Here is a 15,296-nt window from a genome sequence, read left to right on the forward strand (position 1 = left end):
TCAGGACTTTACTTTGACTTCAACGCGGCGGGCCTCGGAAGGCGGCCCGTCGGCTTGCGATTGCTCTGGCTTGGCCAGCTCGATCTTGTCCTCGGGCGCGCCTGCCGCCTTGAGCGCATCGCTCACGGCCATGGCGCGCTGCTTGGCGAGCTCGGCATTCTTGGCCGGGTCGCCGCTGGCATCGTGGTAGCCGCTCACGAGCACTGTACTGCCGCTTTGCACCGCCTTGATGACGTCGGCCAGGGCCTCCTTGGCGTTGGGCGCCACCTCGGCGCTGGCGCTCGCGAAGTAGAACTTGACCACGCCGTTCTCGACCTTCACCGCGGCGGTCTCGACGGCCGTGACGGCGCCGGCGGCCACCACGGCGGCGGGCGCCGACGGGGCCATGGCCGCGGGGGCCATCGCGGCCGGCGGTGTCTCGATCTTCGTCGGCACGGCCGCTGCCGCATCGCCGGCGTGGAACTTCACCACCAGGGGCACGATGAGCAGCGCCACGATGTTGATGATCTTGATCAGCGGGTTCACGGCCGGGCCGGCGGTGTCCTTGTAGGGGTCGCCCACGGTGTCGCCGGTGACGGCCGCCTTGTGCGCCTCGGAGCCCTTGCCGCCGTGGTGGCCGTCTTCGATGTACTTCTTGGCGTTGTCCCATGCGCCGCCGCCCGTGCACATCGAGATGGCGACGAACAGGCCCGTGACGATGGTCCCCATCAGCAGCCCGCCTAGCGCCTTCGGCCCGAGCAGCAGGCCGACCACGATCGGCACCACCACCGGCAGCAGCGACGGGATCATCATTTCCTTGATGGCCGCGCCGGTCAGCATGCCCACGGCCTTGCCGTATTCGGGCTTGCCGGTGCCTTCCATGATGCCGGGGATGTCGCGGAACTGGCGGCGCACTTCCTCGACCACCGCGCCGGCCGCGCGGCCCACGGCTTCCATGGCCATGGCGCCGAACAGGTAGGGAATCAGCCCGCCGATGAACAGGCCGACGATCACCATCGGGTCGCTCAGGTTGAAGCTGATGGCCAGCCCGAAGCTTTCCAGCTTGTGGGTGTAGTCGGCAAAGAGCACCAGCGACGCGAGGCCGGCCGAGCCGATGGCGTAGCCCTTGGTCACGGCCTTGGTGGTGTTGCCGACCGCGTCGAGCGGGTCGGTGACGGCGCGCACGCTGTCGGGCAGCTCGCTCATTTCGGCGATGCCGCCGGCGTTGTCGGTGATGGGGCCGTAGGCGTCGAGCGCCACCACGATGCCGGCCATGCTCAGCATGGAGGTGGCGGCCACGGCAATGCCGAACAGGCCCGCCAGCGAGTACGACGCCAGGATGGCGATGCACACGAAGATCACCGGCCACGCCGTGGAGCGCATCGACACGCCCAGGCCCGCGATGATGTTGGTGCCGTGGCCCGTGGTCGAGGCTTGCGCGATGTGCTGCACCGGCTTGTACTGCGTGCCGGTGTAGTACTCGGTGACCCACACCAGCGCGGCCGTGAGCGCCAGGCCCACGAAGCAGGCGCCGAACAGCTTCAGCTGGCTGCCGCTGGGGGCAATGGCGTTGTCGGGAATGAGCCAGCTCGTGACGAACCAGAACGCGATCAGCGACAGGATGCCCGCCACCGCCAGGCCCTTGTAGAGCGCCGGCATCACGTTGGTCATGCCCGGCGAGGCCTTGACGAAGAAGCAGCCGATGATCGACGCGATGATCGACACGCCGCCCAGCGCCAGCGGGTACAGCACCGCGTTGGTCGGCGCCGCCGTGACCATCAGCGCGCCGAGCACCATGGTGGCGATCAGCGTCACCGCGTAGGTCTCGAACAGGTCGGCCGCCATGCCGGCGCAGTCGCCGACGTTGTCGCCCACGTTGTCGGCGATCACCGCGGGGTTGCGCGGGTCGTCTTCCGGAATGCCGGCCTCGACCTTTCCCACCAGGTCGGCGCCGACGTCGGCGCCCTTGGTGAAGATGCCGCCGCCCAGCCGCGCGAAGATCGAGATCAGCGACGAGCCGAAGGCAAAGCCGATCAGCGGGTTGAGGATGGCCGAGAGGGTCTGGCCCGCGGCCGGCACCTTGCTGGCCAGGAACCAGTAGAAGGCCGACACGCCCAGCAGGCCCAGGCCCACCACCAGCATGCCGGTGATGGCGCCGCCGCGAAACGCCACGTCCAGCGCCGGGCCGATGCCGTGCGTGGCCGCCTGCGCGGTGCGCACGTTGGCGCGCACCGACACGTTCATGCCGATGAAGCCGCAGCGCCCGAGAGCACCGCGCCCACCAGGAAGCCGACGGCGGTGGTCAGGTCGAGGAAGAGGGCGATCAGGACCGCCAGCACGACGCCGACCACCGCGATGGTCGTGTACTGCTTGGCGAGGTAGGCCGATGCGCCGGCCTGGATGGCGGCCGCGATCTCCTGCATGCGCGCGTTGCCGGGGTCCTTGGCGAGGATCCAACTTCGGGCCCAGAAGCCGTAGCCCACGGCCACGAGGCCGCAGACGATTGCCAGTATCAGGGGGGTGTTGCCGATCATGCTTTGCTTCTCCATTCGTTCGTTGCGACTAGTGGAGACGGACACCATGAACCCTGCGTGCAACGCGTACGGGGGCATGTTTTCCGTCGCGTTGCTTCCTCGAAGCTCACAGCACCTGGGGTGCGGAGCCGATTGGCCAACGGTTGCAATTTACAGGCAAAAACGGATGCGTGTGCGACCGTGCGGTGACACGGAAAGTAAACTCCGGGTTTGTCCCCATCCTTCTCATACTTTTCAACTACTCGAAAAACGTCATGTCCTTCGACAAAGTTTCCCCCGGCAAGAACGTCCCCGATGCCTTCAACGTCGTGATCGAAATCCCGATGAATGCCGACCCGATCAAGTACGAAGTCGACAAGGAGTCGGGCGCGATCTTCGTCGACCGCTTCATGACGACGGCCATGTACTACCCCGCGAACTACGGCTACGTGCCGCAGACCCTGTCGGGCGACGGCGACCCGGTCGACGTGCTGGTGATCGCCCCGTACCCGCTGCTGCCGGGCGTGGTGGTGCCGTGCCGCCCCCTGGGCATCCTGATGATGGAAGACGAAGCCGGCGTCGACGGCAAGGTGCTGGCCGTGCCCACCGACAAGGTGCTGCCGATCTACAGCCACTGGAAGTCGGTCGACGACGTGAACCCGATGCGCCTGAAGGCCATCAGCCACTTCTTCGAGCACTACAAGGACCTGGAAGCCGGTAAGTGGGTCAAGGTGTTGGGCTGGGAAGGCATCGACTCCGCCAAGAAGGAAGTCCTGGACGGCATCGCCGCTTACAAGAAGTAATTTTTCCGGGCGAGGAGGGCGCGCGGCGCGTGGAGCGCGCGCCGCCCCTCAGGCCGTCTTGAACGGGCTGCGCTCGCCCAGGTGGTCCATGTAGTTCTCGATGCCCGCGCCCTCGCGCTCGAGGAAGCGCTCGACGGCATCGGCGAACGACGGGTGCGCCAGCCAGTGCGCGCTGGTGGTCTTCACCGGCATCAGGGCGCGGGCCATCTTGTGCTCACCCTGCGCGCCGCCCTCGAAGCGCTTGGCGCCGTGCGCGATGCACCAGGCCAGCGGCTGGTAGTAGCAGGCCTCGAAGTGCAGGCAATCCACGCGCTCCAGCGCCCCCCAGTAGCGGCCGTAGGCCACCAGCGGTTCGTCAGGCTGCGTCGACAGCGCGATCAGGCTCGTGGCCATGGGCTTGCCGTTGCGCTCGGCGACGAACAGCAGCCAGGCCTCGGGCAGTGTGTCAGCCATGCGCTGGAAGAAGTCGCGCGTGAGGTAGGGCGGGTTGCCGTGCTCGCGGTAGGTGCGCTCGTAGCAGCGGTAGAAAAAATCCCAGTCGGCCTTCGAGATGTCGGCGCCGCGCGACCAGCGAAAGCTCACGCCGGCATCGGCCACCTTGCGGCGTTCCTGGCGGATCTTCTTGCGCTTGTCGTGGGCAAGGCTGGCGAGGAAGGCGTCGAAGTCGGCGTACCGCGCGTTGGTCCAGTGGAACTGCACGGTGTTGCGCAGCATCAGCCCGGCTTCGGTGCAGGCGGCAATGTCTTGGTCGGCGCCGAACAGCAGGTGCAGCGACGACAGGTCTTCCTGCTTGCACAGCGCGACCAGCCCTTGCACCAGCAATGTGCGGCTTTGCGCGTCGCGTGCCAGCAGCCGGGTGCCGGGCACGGGCGTGAACGGCACCGCGACCACGGCCTTGGGGTAGTAGGCCAGCCCGTGTTGCTCATAGGCATTGGCCCAGGCCCAGTCGAAGACGTACTCGCCGTACGAATGGTCCTTGATGTAGAGCGGGCACGCGGCCTGCAACTGCTTGCCGCGCCACAGCGTGACGAACTGCGGCATCCATCCGCTTTCGGGCGTGGCGCTGCGGCTTTCATGCAGCGCCGAGAGGTATTCATGGCGCATGAAAGGCGAGGGCTCGGCCTGCGCGGCAAGCAGTGCGTTCCATGCGTCCGGGCTCACGTCCGACGGCGACGACAGAACCCGAATGACATAATCGTTCAAGCCTTTTTCTTCCTTTTGTATGACGCTCAAGCTCGCCATCGCGCAACTCAATTTTGTGGTGGGCGACCTCGCCGGCAACGCGAAAAAGATCGTCGATGCCGCGCGCGATGCCTATTCGCAAGGCGCGCGCCTGCTGCTGACGCCCGAACTCTCGATTGCCGGCTACGCGGCGGAAGACCTCTTCCTACGTCCCGCCTTCACCGAAGCCTGTGATGATGCCGTGAAAGGCATTGCCGCCGCTTTGGCCGACCTCAAAGACATGGTCGTGGTGGTGGGGCATCCCACCGGCGGCAGCCTGCGCAGCCGCTCGGTGGCGGTGCAGCTGCGGCACAACGCGGCCAGCGTCATCAAGGAAGGCCGCATTCTCGAGACCTACGCCAAGCGCGAGCTGCCGAACTACCAGGTGTTCGACGAACGCCGCTACTTCACGCCGGGGCAGGGCACCTGCGTGTTCGAGGCGGGCGGCGTCTCGGTCGGCCTGCTGATCTGCGAGGACGCCTGGTTCGACCAGCCGGCCGAACTGGCCCGCGAAGGCGGCGCCGAGGTGCTGGCGGTGATCAACGCCTCGCCCTACCATGTGGGCAAGGAAGGCGAACGCGTGGCGCGCATGGCCGACCGGGCGCGCGCCGTGGGGCTGCCGCTGGTCTATGCGCACCTGGTGGGCGGGCAGGACGAGGTGGTGTTCGACGGCGCCTCGTTCGCGCTGCAGGCCGACGGCGCGGTTGCCATGCAGGCCGAGAGCTTCAAGGAAAAGCTGGTGTTCGCGCAGCTGGAGCGCGCGTCGCAAGGCGGCGTGGGCTTCGCGGCCGAGCCGGGCGCCATCGCCGCTGCGCGCGACGCCGAGGCGCAGCTGTGGGACGCGCTGGTGCTCGGCGTGCGCGACTACATCGGCAAGAACGGTTTTCCGGGCGCATCCTGGGGCTCTCGGGCGGCATCGATTCCGCCTTGGTGCTGGCCATCGCCGTCGACGCGCTGGGCAAGGACAAGGTGCGCGCGGTGATGATGCCTTCGCCCTACACGGCCGACATCAGCTGGATCGACGCGCGCGACATGGCCGGGCGGCTGGGCGTGCGCTACGACGAAATCTCGATCAGGCACACCTTCGAGTCCTTCAAGGGAGCGCTGGCCGAAGAGTTCAAGGGCCGGCCCGAAGACACGGCCGAAGAAAACATCCAGGCGCGCATTCGCGGCACGCTGCTGATGGGGCTGTCGAACAAGTTCGGCGCCATCGTGCTGACCACCGGCAACAAAAGCGAGATGGCCACCGGCTACTGCACGCTCTACGGCGACATGGCGGGCGGCTTCGCGGTCATCAAGGACCTGCTGAAGACCACGGTGTTCGCGCTGGCGCGCTGGCGCAATGCCCACGACCCGTACGGCACGGGCGCCGAGCCGATTCCCGAGCGCATCATCACGCGGCCGCCCAGCGCCGAGCTGCGGCCCGACCAGACCGACCAGGACAGCCTGCCGCCCTACGACATCCTCGACGGCATCCTGGCACGCTACATGCAGGACGACGAGGGCATCGACGAGATCATCGCCGCAGGCTACGAACGCGCGGTGGTCGAGCGGGTTGCGCGGCTCATCAGGATCAACGAATACAAGCGGCGCCAGGCGCCGGTAGGCATCCGGGTCACCCATCGAAGCTTCGGCAAGGATTGGCGTTACCCTATCACCAGCAAATTCAACGAAACCGCCGGAGCACGAAAACCATGAAGCAGATCACCGCCATCGTCAAACCCTTCAAGCTCGAGGACGTGCGCGAGGCCTTGGCCGAAGTGGGCGTCACCGGCCTGACCGTCACCGAGGTCAAGGGCTTCGGCCGCCAGAAGGGGCACACGGAGCTCTACCGCGGCGCCGAATACGTGGTCGACTTCCTGCCCAAGATGAAGGTCGAAGTGGTCGTCAACGAGGCCGATGTGGAGCGCTGCATCGAAGCCATCGTCAGTTCCGCGCGCACCGGGAAGATCGGCGACGGCAAGATTTTCGTCACTGCCGTGGAACGCATCGTGCGCATCCGTACGGGTGAAGAGAACGAAAACGCAGTCTGAAAAATAAAAAGCCCCGGAGACCGGGGCTTTTTTAGAGGCGGGCGTCAGAGGTTTTCCGACAGCCTGTCCTCGCGCGGGTGGAGCGGCACTTCGGCGCGCAGCGCCGTGAGCAGTTCGCTCACTTCGGTGCCGGTGCAAATCAGGTCCATCTGCCACTCGCCCATGAAGCCCTCGCGCACGCTGTGCGCCAGGAAGCCCAGCAGGCCGTCGTAGTAGCCGGCGGTGTTGAGGATGCCGATGGGCTTGTCGTGGTAGCCGAGCTGGCGCCAGGTCCAGATCTCGAACAGTTCTTCAAACGTGCCGATGCCGCCCGGCAGTGCCACGAAGGCGTCGGCGCGCTCGCCCATCATGGCCTTGCGCTCGTGCATGGTGTCGACCACGTGCAGTTCGTCGCACAGCGGGTTGGCCAGTTCCTTGTCGACCAGCGCCTTGGGGATGATGCCGACCACGCGGCCGCCGGCCAGGCGGGTGGCCTCGGCCACCGTGCCCATCAGGCCGGTGCGGCCACCGCCGTACACCAGTTGGCCGCCATGCTGGCCGATCCACTGGCCGACCGCTTGCGCGGCCTGGGAAAACTCAGGGCGCTCGCCGGGGCGCGAGCCGCAATACACACAGATCGAAAATTCAGGATTCATCCTGCCATCATGCCGCAGCCGGCAGGCCCTCTCATGACAGGAAGCGTTGCCACAGCGCGGCGACCCAGATGCCGCCGCACAGTGTGAGCGACAGCAGCACGGCCGCGCTGCCCATGTCCTTGGCGCGCTTGGACAGGTCGTGCCATTCGGGGCCGATGCGGTCGATGGCGGCTTCCACGGCGGTGTTGAGCAGCTCCACGATCATCACGAGGATCGCGCTGCCCGCGAGCAGGGCCACCTCGACCCAGCTGCGCCCGAGCCAGAAGGCGGCCGGGATCATCACGATCGAGATGATGGCTTCCTGGCGGAAGGCGGGCTCGCTCCAGCCGGCGCGCAGGCCGTGCAGCGAAATCAGCGTGGCATGCCAGACGCGCTCGAAACCCTTGCGGGCCTTTTGCGGGTTGACGGCGGGATCGGGAAGATTGGGCAAGGCACTCATCGGCGGCTCATCGGCTTGGAGGTGATGAGCCGCGTACCGGCCCAGGCGTCGTGCCAGAACTGGCGGTCGGGGTGAAAACGTGCGAGCAGGGCCCAGATGGCGACCCAGCCGAAGATCAGGACGGCCGATTCACCGCCCGAGAGCTTGAAGGGCGCCAGGGCGGCCAGCGGCGGCAGGAACCAGATCCAGCTGAGCAGGTAGCGCGCCAGGGCGCGGCGCTGGCTCACGGGCTGGTCGTGCAGGTCGACGATGCGGATGTTCCAGGTTTTCATGGCGAGGGTCTGGCCCTTGGTCCAGAACCAGACGAAGTACACGCCAAAAACGATGAAGAGGAAAGCCTGGAACAGGTGGCGCCGCGAATCCATGGCGTCGCGCATCTGGCCCAGCGTGCTGAAGAGCCAGCCCGAGACGAACACCACCGCGAACAGCAGCATGCCTTCGTAGAGCCAGCAGGCCATGCGGGGCCACAGGCCGGGCACTGTCGAGACGGGGGCGCTGCTTGCGGAAGAGGCGGAAGAGTCGGACGAGGCCGGGTGATCGGATCCCGAACTTTCGGGAGAACTGGAAACCATCGAGGCCTTGCGGTCAGGGGGCGGTGGAAGCGGGCGGGTCGGCCGTCACCGAAGGGGCCGGCACCTGGGCTTCCGCCGGAACCGGCGGGGACGACGCGCTGGCCGGCGAGGGTGCCGCGGGCACGATGGCCACGGCCGGCGTGGTCGCGCTCGGGCGCTCGGGCGGCGTGGCCACCAGCACGGTGGCTGGCGCGGAGGTCGGGGCGGGTGGCGGAGTCAGCAGGATTCTTGGCGTGTGCAGGCCGCCGGGCGTGACGGCGGGCACCGGCACCAGCTTCTGGGCGGAGACCGGGCGCACCGGGATGGCCGCACCGCGCGGCTTGGTCGGGGCGCGTTCGGCGAGCTTGCGCTTTTCTTCTTCGCTCAGGGCCTGGTACTGCTCCCACTTGGCCTTGCGCTCGTCGGCCGGGATGCGCTTGACCTCGGCGAAGTTCAGGCGGGCCTGGGTGCGCTGCTGGTTGCTCAGTGCGGCCCACTCGATCATGCGGCTGTGCAGGGTCACCTTGTCTTCGCTCGACATTTCGGCGAAGTTGCGCGACAGCGCCAGCCATTTGCGCTTTTGCCCGGTGTTCAGGGAGTTCCAGTGGGGGCTCAGCGGCGCCAGGGCCTGCTGCTGCCCGCTGGTGAGCTCGCTCCACAGCGGCTTGGTGGTGGACACCGCCTTGGGGCTGCTGGCGGCCGAGGCGCCGGGCGATGCGGCGCTGCCCACGGCGGACTTGGCGGCGGTTTCGGCGTGCGGCTGGGCATGGGCGCCGGCGACCGTCAGGCCGAAGGCTGCGACTGCAAACGCGCTCGCCCAAACGACTGCGCCCGCCGGGAGCGGGCGCAGCGGGCGAGGCGTGTTCGCGCTGGAGGAGGAGCGGCGTCGCATTCGGTCGGTGGAAAGTTCAGTCAGAGGCGCTGTCGGCCTCAGGAATTGGGCAAAACCGGGGTCGGTGTAGGCGGCGGGCGGCAGGTCGCCGGTCAGGAGCGCGGAATCCACTTCGGCCAGTTCGCTGGCGCGGTCGTCGTCCTGCATCACGCTGATGGTGATGAGGCCGGCCACGAGCGCGATCAGCGGCACCACGGAGCCGATGCGCGTCCACCAGCTGCCGCCCAGCGTGGCCGTGTGGCCCGACTGGACCACCACGGGCGCGTGCGCAATTGCGGCGGCAGCTTGCGCGCGGCCACGGCCTGGGCGCGGGCCACGCGGAGTCGTTCGCCGATGTCGTGCGGCAGCTCCTTGTTGCCGGCCGAGAGGCGGGCAACGAGACGCTGGCCGAACTGGTCTTCGGCGGCGGTTGAAGAGTTTGGAACCTTAGTGTTCATAGCGATATTCCCTTGGCCTTGAGCGCCTTGCTCAGAGCGTGAACGGCTCGCGAGCAATGGGTTTTGACGCTGCCTTCGGAGCAGCCCATCGCGGCGGCCGTCTCTGCGACGTCCATTTCCTCCCAGTAACGCATCAGGAAAGCCTCGCGTTGACGGCCCGGCAGTGCAGCGATCTGTTCCTCGATCTCGTGGAAGACCTGGGCGCGGCGGGTGGTGTCTTCGGCGCTCTCCGATTCCCTAGAGTCGGTCGGCGAGACGAAGTTCTCCAGCAGGTCGAAATCGCCGTCGTCGTCGACCGAATCGAAGTCGCTGAGGTTCGAGAACAGGGCCCGGCGGGTCTTCTGGCGGCGGAACCAGTCGAGCGTGCAGTTCGACAGGATGCGCTGGAACAGCATCGGCAGCTCGGCCGCCGGCTTGTCGCCGTAGTGCTGCGCGAGCTTCATCATGCTGTCCTGCACGATATCGAGCGCCGCTTCTTCGTCCCGCACGTGGTAGACCGAGCGCTTGAAAGCGCGCCGTTCGACGCTTTTCAGGAAGTCGGAGAGTTCTAGTTCAGTGGCCAAGCGAGAGGGGGCGCGCAGGGAGCGCCGCGTGGGGAAAAGGTGTCTAGCGATCGCGTATGTTTACCGCCGCGGATTATGCCTTTGTCGCTTTACAGAAGAGCTGAAGCGAATCTGAACGCCGGGAAATGCCATAATCCGAGCTGCAAGTCAAAAGGCAAACGGGTCACGGTCCGGCGGAACATCAGTCCGCTCATGGCTTTGGCCTCAAGTCCTGGCGCGACCTCACAAGGGTTGGCAAGGGGCACCCAAGGTATTTCGTTCCCGAAATAGACAAAGGTTGATCATGGAAATCTCGAAGGCGGAAATCATCTCCGCGGCTGCTGCGTCCTCGAACGCCGGCCACCCCACGCAAGAACTCATGGGCGCTGAAGTGCTGGTCAAGGCACTGCAGGCCGAAGGCGTCCAGTACATCTGGGGCTACCCGGGCGGCGCGGTTCTGTACATCTACGACGCGTTCTACAAGCAGGACACCATCCAGCACGTGCTGGTGCGCCACGAGCAGGCAGCCGTCCATGCGGCCGACGGCTATGCGCGCGCCACCGGCGAAGTCGGCGTGGCGCTGGTCACTTCCGGCCCCGGCCTGACCAATGCTGTTACAGGTATTGCCACCGCGTACATGGACTCGATCCCGATGGTGATCATCTCGGGCCAGGTGCCAACGGCAGCCATCGGCCTGGACGCCTTCCAGGAATGCGACACGGTCGGCATCACCCGCCCCATCGTCAAGCACAACTTCCTCGTCAAGGATCCCAAGGATCTGGCCATGACGATGAAAAAGGCCTTCCACATCGCACGCAGCGGCCGTCCCGGCCCCGTGGTGGTGGACGTGCCCAAGGACGTTTCGTTCAAGAAGACGCCCTACGCCGGCTATCCCGACAAGGTCGAGATGCGCTCGTACAACCCGGTGCGCAAGGGCCACGGCGGCCAGATCCGCAAGGCGCTGCAGTTGCTGCTGGCGGCCAAGCGCCCCTACATCTACACCGGCGGCGGCGTGCTGCTGGGCAATGCCACCAACGAGCTGCGCACGCTGGTCGACATGCTCGGCTACCCGGTCACCAACACGCTGATGGGCCTGGGCGCCTACCCGGCGAGCGACCGCAAGTTCCTGGGCATGCTGGGCATGCACGGCACCATCGAAGCCAACAACGCGATGCAGAACTGCGACGTGCTGCTGGCCGTGGGCGCGCGCTTCGACGACCGCGTGATCGGCAACCCGAAGCACTTCGCGCAGAACGAACGCAAGATCATCCACATCGACATCGACCCGTCGAGCATCTCCAAGCGCGTGAAGGTCGACATCCCGATCGTCGGCGACGTGAAGGACGTGCTCACCGAGCTGATCTCGATGATCCGCGAGAGCACCGCCAAGCCCGACGCCGGCGCGCTGTCCGACTGGTGGAAGACCATCGAGGCCTGGCGCTCGCGCGACTGCCTCAAGTACGACCGCGGCAACACCGACGTCATCAAGCCGCAGTTCGTGGTCGAAACCCTCTGGAACATGACCAAGGACGCCGACGCGTACATCACGTCGGACGTGGGCCAGCACCAGATGTGGGCCGCCCAGTACTACCGCTTCGACGAGCCGCGCCGCTGGATCAACTCGGGCGGCCTGGGCACCATGGGCGTGGGCATTCCCTACGCCATGGGCATCAAGCTGGCCAAGCCCGATTCGGAAGTGTTCACCATCACCGGCGAAGGCTCGGTGCAGATGTGCATCCAGGAACTCTCCACCTGCCTGCAATACAACACGCCGATCAAGATCTGCTCGCTCAACAACCGCTACCTGGGCATGGTGCGCCAGTGGCAGGAGATCGAATACTCCGGCCGCTACAGCCACAGCTACATGGATGCACTGCCCAACTTCGTGAAGCTCGCCGAGGCCTACGGCCACGTCGGCATGCTGATCGAGCGTCCACAAGACGTGGAGCCCGCGCTGCGCGAAGCACGCAAGCTCAAGGACCGCACGGTGTTCATGGACTTCCGCACCGACCCCACTGAAAACGTGTTCCCGATGGTGAAGGCCGGCATGGGCATCACCGAAATGCTGTTGGGTTCCGAAGATCTCTGATCCTCGGGACATTCGCTCAACTCTTTACTGACGAATCTATTGCCCGCCGAGCCCGCGCATTACCGTGCGCGGGGGAGGGCGGCGAAAAGAGGAGTCACGCAAACATGAAACACATCATTGCAGTGCTGCTGGAAAACGAGCCGGGTGCTCTTTCCCGCGTGGTGGGCCTGTTCTCGGCCCGGGGCTACAACATCGAATCGCTGACCGTCGCGCCGACCGAGGACCCGAGCCTCTCGCGCATGACCATCGTCACCACCGGTTCGGACGACGTGATCGAGCAGATCACCAAGCACCTGAATCGCCTGATCGAAGTGGTCAAGGTCGTCGACCTGACCGAAGGTGCCTACACCGAGCGCGAGCTCATGATGGTGAAGGTGCGCGCGGTCGGCAAGGAGCGCGAGGAAATGATGCGCATGGCGGAAATTTTCCGCGGCCGCATCATCGACGTGACCGACAAGAGCTACACCATTGAACTCACCGGCGACCACGGCAAGAACGACGCTTTCCTGGAAGCGATCGAACGTAGCGCTATCCTTGAAACTGTCCGCACCGGTGCCAGCGGCATCGGGCGCGGTGAGCGCATCCTGCGCGTGTAGGGGGTGCAGATCCCCTCAGTTTCATCGTTTCATCGACACATGAGGAGAGCGTGATGCAAGACTTGCTGGGCTTCGACAAGATGGTGACGCCCATCATCATCCGGATCCTGTACTTCCTGGGGCTGCTGGCCGTGCTCGCGATGACCGCCACGGCACTGTTCCAGGGGCGCATCCTGGTTGCCATCGGGGTCCTGGTTTTCGGCGCGATCATTGTTCGCGTCTACAGCGAATTGCTGATCCTGCTGTTCCGCATTCACGACAACCTCGTGTCCATCAATCAGCAAATGAAGGCCCGGAATTCTTCCGGCCCACTGTGAGTGAACGCATCCCCGCCCGTGGGGATGCCCGAGATTAAATAGGAAAGACGCATATGAAGGTTTATTACGACAAGGACGCGGACCTCAGCCTCATCAAGGGCAAGACGGTCGCCATCATCGGTTACGGCTCGCAAGGCCATGCGCACGCGCAGAACCTGAACGACAGCGGCGTCAAGGTCGTGGTCGGCCTGCGCAAGGGCGGCGCTTCGTGGGACAAGGTCGGCAAGGCCGGCCTGCAGGTCGCCGAAGTGGCCGACGCCGTGAAGTCGGCCGACGTGGTCATGATCCTGCTGCCCGACGAGCAGATCGCCAACGTCTACAAGAACGACGTGGCTCCGCACATCAAGGAAGGCGCTTCGCTGGTCTTCGCGCACGGCTTCAACGTGCACTACGGCTTCGTGCAGCCGCGCGCCGACCTCGACGTGTGGATGGTCGCTCCCAAGGCCCCGGGCCACACCGTGCGCAGCACGTACACCCAGGGCGGCGGCGTGCCCCACCTCGTGGCCGTGCACCAGGACAAGACCGGCAAGGCGCGTGACCTCGCGCTGAGCTACGCCACCGCCAACGGCGGCGGCAAGGCCGGCATCATCGAGACCAACTTCCGCGAAGAAACCGAGACCGACCTGTTCGGCGAACAAGCGGTTCTGTGCGGCGGCACGGTCGAGCTGATCAAGGCCGGTTTCGAAACGCTGGTGGAAGCCGGCTACGCGCCCGAAATGGCGTACTTCGAATGCCTGCACGAGCTGAAGCTGATCGTCGACCTGATCTATGAAGGCGGCATCGCCAACATGAACTACTCGATCTCGAACAACGCCGAATACGGCGAGTACGTCACGGGCCCGCGCATCGTGACCGACGAGACCAAGAAGGTCATGAAGCAAGTGCTGCGCGACATCCAGACCGGCGAATACGCCAAGAGCTTCGTGCTCGAAGCCGCCGCGGGCCAGCCGGCCCTCATCAGCCGCCGCCGCCTGAACGCAGAGCACCAGATCGAAGTCGTGGGCGAAAAGCTGCGCGCGATGATGCCCTGGATCAAGAAGAACAAGCTGGTCGACCAGACCCGCAACTGATCTTCCGCTCGAAGGCGCTGCGGCGCCTTTTCCCAAGGGCCACCCGTCGCGGTGGCCCTTTTGTTTGAAGGGGTCGAAGATGTGCCCTGAACTACACTGCAGGCCATGCGACTCACAGATCAAGATGCTATCGATTGGATAGCTGCACGTGCTGTGCCCACGAGGGACGGAGGCAATTTCAATGCATGACGATACGGTTCCCGACGAGGTGCAACCGCGCAAACGCCGCAAGGGCATCTACATCCTGCCGAACCTGTTCACGCTGGCGGCGTTGTTCGGCGGTTTCTACTCGGTCGTGATGGCCATGAACGCGCGCTTCGACCTCGCGGCGCTCGGCGTGTTCGCCGCGATGATCCTGGACAGCCTCGACGGGCGCGTGGCCCGCATGACCAACACGCAGAGCGCGTTCGGCGAGCAGATGGATTCGCTGTCCGACATGGTGTCTTTCGGCGCCGCGCCGGCGCTCATCGCGTACGAGTGGTCGCTCAAGGGCCTGGGCCGCTGGGGCTGGATCGCGGCCTTCGTGTACTGCGCCTGCGCGGCACTGCGCCTTGCGCGCTTCAACGTGAACACCGGCGTGGTCGACAAGCGCTGGTTCCAGGGGCTGCCGTCGCCGGCCGCAGCGGCACTCGTGGCGGGCTTCATCTGGCTGGTGGACGAATGGGGCAAGCGCGGCGGCGAGGTGCTGTACCTCTCGTGGACGCAGATCACCTGGGTCACCTTCGCCTTCACGCTGTATGCGGGCCTCACCATGGTCACGAACGCGCCGTTCTACAGCTTCAAGGACATCCAGATGAAGAAGAGCGTGCCCTTTGCCGCGATCGTGCTGATCGCGCTGGGCATCGCGGTCATCAACATCCATCCGCCCACCGTGCTGTTCGGCCTGTTCGTCATTTACGGCCTGAGCGGCTACGTGGTCTACGGATGGCGCAAGGCCAAGGGCCAGCCGGTGAGCGTGATCAGCACCTCGACCGAAGAGCCCGACGAGCGGGGATTGCACAACTGAGCGGTACACCGGGTCTTCACAGGCCCGCGAAGGCTGTGCTACATTCGAAACCCTCATGACCAAGATTTCGCTGCTGGCCCTACTAGCTCTCCCTCACGGGCGGAGACGGTAGCGCACGCGCTAATCCCTCACCACGGCCCGTTCGCACCAGCAACGGGCCGTTTGTTTTGGGG

Annotated in this window: 13 protein-coding genes and 3 pseudogenes; 8 read left to right on the forward strand and 8 right to left on the reverse strand. The window is 65.7% G+C overall.

Annotated elements, in window-relative coordinates:
• A pseudogene (locus BMG07_RS07185) lies at window positions 1-2,513 on the reverse strand (sodium-translocating pyrophosphatase).
• A 254-nt stretch (window positions 2,514-2,767) separates the two neighbouring features.
• Here BMG07_RS07185 and ppa point away from each other — a divergent pair.
• The gene (gene ppa / locus BMG07_RS07190) at window positions 2,768-3,295 is read left to right on the forward strand and encodes an inorganic diphosphatase (protein WP_198083974.1); all 528 of its coding nucleotides are present in this window, start codon (window positions 2,768-2,770) and stop codon (window positions 3,293-3,295) included.
• A gap of 48 nt (window positions 3,296-3,343) precedes the next feature.
• Here the strand turns inward: ppa and BMG07_RS07195 are convergent, their stop codons facing one another.
• Entirely contained in the window at window positions 3,344-4,498 is a 1,155-nt protein-coding gene (locus BMG07_RS07195) for a GNAT family N-acetyltransferase (RefSeq protein ID WP_198083975.1), read from the reverse strand.
• A 19-nt stretch (window positions 4,499-4,517) separates the two neighbouring features.
• Between BMG07_RS07195 and BMG07_RS07200 the strand changes: the two are divergent.
• Window positions 4,518-6,214: pseudogene (locus tag BMG07_RS07200) on the forward strand (NAD+ synthase).
• A complete protein-coding gene (locus BMG07_RS07205; RefSeq protein WP_198083976.1) occupies window positions 6,211-6,549 on the forward strand; it encodes a P-II family nitrogen regulator in 339 nt (112 codons plus the stop codon). Before BMG07_RS07200 ends, BMG07_RS07205 begins: the two are co-directional and overlap by 4 nt.
• A gap of 44 nt (window positions 6,550-6,593) precedes the next feature.
• Here BMG07_RS07205 and BMG07_RS07210 read toward each other — a convergent pair whose 3' ends face one another.
• The 6 genes and pseudogenes from BMG07_RS07210 to BMG07_RS07235 all read right to left on the reverse strand — a co-directional run bounded on the left by BMG07_RS07210 (window position 6,594) and on the right by BMG07_RS07235 (window position 10,066).
• Window positions 6,594-7,184: a TIGR00730 family Rossman fold protein gene (locus BMG07_RS07210; protein ID WP_198083977.1), complete on the reverse strand. Its 591-nt coding sequence runs from the start codon at window positions 7,182-7,184 to the stop codon at window positions 6,594-6,596.
• Between the two features lie 31 nt (window positions 7,185-7,215).
• On the reverse strand, window positions 7,216-7,623 hold the full coding sequence (locus BMG07_RS07215; protein WP_198083978.1) for a diacylglycerol kinase: 408 nt from the start codon (window positions 7,621-7,623) through the stop codon (window positions 7,216-7,218).
• Window positions 7,620-8,195, reverse strand: a complete 576-nt coding sequence (locus BMG07_RS07220) for an RDD family protein (protein WP_198083979.1) — start codon at window positions 8,193-8,195, stop codon at window positions 7,620-7,622. Before BMG07_RS07220 ends, BMG07_RS07215 begins: the two co-directional genes overlap by 4 nt.
• 13 nt (window positions 8,196-8,208) lie before the next feature.
• Window positions 8,209-9,066 (reverse strand): DUF3106 domain-containing protein, encoded by an 858-nt coding sequence (locus BMG07_RS07225; protein ID WP_198084002.1) that lies wholly within the window; start codon window positions 9,064-9,066, stop codon window positions 8,209-8,211.
• Window positions 9,067-9,162: 96 nt separating this feature from the next.
• Window positions 9,163-9,503, reverse strand: a pseudogene (locus BMG07_RS07230) (DUF3619 family protein); the annotation flags it as partial.
• A complete protein-coding gene (locus BMG07_RS07235; protein WP_198083980.1) occupies window positions 9,500-10,066 on the reverse strand; it encodes an RNA polymerase sigma factor in 567 nt (188 codons plus the stop codon). The pseudogene BMG07_RS07230 and the gene BMG07_RS07235, both read right to left, overlap by 4 nt.
• A gap of 283 nt (window positions 10,067-10,349) precedes the next feature.
• On the opposite strand from BMG07_RS07235, the gene BMG07_RS07240 reads away from it, so the two are divergent.
• The 5 genes from BMG07_RS07240 (at window position 10,350) to pssA (ending at window position 15,123) form a co-directional block, all read left to right on the forward strand.
• The gene (locus BMG07_RS07240) at window positions 10,350-12,134 is read left to right on the forward strand and encodes an acetolactate synthase 3 catalytic subunit (RefSeq protein WP_198083981.1); all 1,785 of its coding nucleotides are present in this window, start codon (window positions 10,350-10,352) and stop codon (window positions 12,132-12,134) included.
• A 104-nt stretch (window positions 12,135-12,238) separates the two neighbouring features.
• Complete coding sequence (gene ilvN, locus BMG07_RS07245; protein WP_056518077.1) at window positions 12,239-12,730, forward strand: acetolactate synthase small subunit; 492 nt, start codon at window positions 12,239-12,241, stop codon at window positions 12,728-12,730.
• Between the two features lie 53 nt (window positions 12,731-12,783).
• Entirely contained in the window at window positions 12,784-13,047 is a 264-nt protein-coding gene (locus tag BMG07_RS07250) for a DUF4282 domain-containing protein (protein ID WP_198083982.1), read from the forward strand.
• A 53-nt stretch (window positions 13,048-13,100) separates the two neighbouring features.
• Window positions 13,101-14,117 (forward strand): ketol-acid reductoisomerase, encoded by a 1,017-nt coding sequence (gene ilvC / locus BMG07_RS07255; protein ID WP_042579952.1) that lies wholly within the window; start codon window positions 13,101-13,103, stop codon window positions 14,115-14,117.
• Window positions 14,118-14,298: 181 nt separating this feature from the next.
• A complete protein-coding gene (pssA, locus tag BMG07_RS07260) occupies window positions 14,299-15,123 on the forward strand; it encodes a CDP-diacylglycerol--serine O-phosphatidyltransferase (RefSeq protein WP_198083983.1) in 825 nt (274 codons plus the stop codon).
• The last annotated feature ends 173 nt before the right edge of the window (window positions 15,124-15,296 follow it).

Source organism: Variovorax sp. E3 (assembly GCF_016082275.1).
Taxonomy (GTDB): domain Bacteria; phylum Pseudomonadota; class Gammaproteobacteria; order Burkholderiales; family Burkholderiaceae_C; genus Variovorax.

Bases quoted from the DNA above. Each gene is read 5' to 3' on its own strand.
- BMG07_RS07210 (WP_198083977.1), bottom strand. From the start codon at position 7,184: ATGAATCCTGAATTTTCGATCTGTGTGTATTGCGGCTCGCGCCCCGGC.
- pssA (WP_198083983.1), top strand. From the start codon at position 14,299: ATGCATGACGATACGGTTCCCGACGAGGTGCAACCGCGCAAACGCCGC.
- ilvN (WP_056518077.1), top strand. From the start codon at position 12,239: ATGAAACACATCATTGCAGTGCTGCTGGAAAACGAGCCGGGTGCTCTT.
- ilvC (WP_042579952.1), top strand. From the start codon at position 13,101: ATGAAGGTTTATTACGACAAGGACGCGGACCTCAGCCTCATCAAGGGC.
- ppa (WP_198083974.1), top strand. From the start codon at position 2,768: ATGTCCTTCGACAAAGTTTCCCCCGGCAAGAACGTCCCCGATGCCTTC.
- BMG07_RS07250 (WP_198083982.1), top strand. From the start codon at position 12,784: ATGCAAGACTTGCTGGGCTTCGACAAGATGGTGACGCCCATCATCATC.
- BMG07_RS07205 (WP_198083976.1), top strand. From the start codon at position 6,211: ATGAAGCAGATCACCGCCATCGTCAAACCCTTCAAGCTCGAGGACGTG.
- BMG07_RS07225 (WP_198084002.1), bottom strand. From the start codon at position 9,066: ATGCGACGCCGCTCCTCCTCCAGCGCGAACACGCCTCGCCCGCTGCGC.
- BMG07_RS07220 (WP_198083979.1), bottom strand. From the start codon at position 8,195: ATGGTTTCCAGTTCTCCCGAAAGTTCGGGATCCGATCACCCGGCCTCG.
- BMG07_RS07215 (WP_198083978.1), bottom strand. From the start codon at position 7,623: ATGAGTGCCTTGCCCAATCTTCCCGATCCCGCCGTCAACCCGCAAAAG.
- BMG07_RS07240 (WP_198083981.1), top strand. From the start codon at position 10,350: ATGGAAATCTCGAAGGCGGAAATCATCTCCGCGGCTGCTGCGTCCTCG.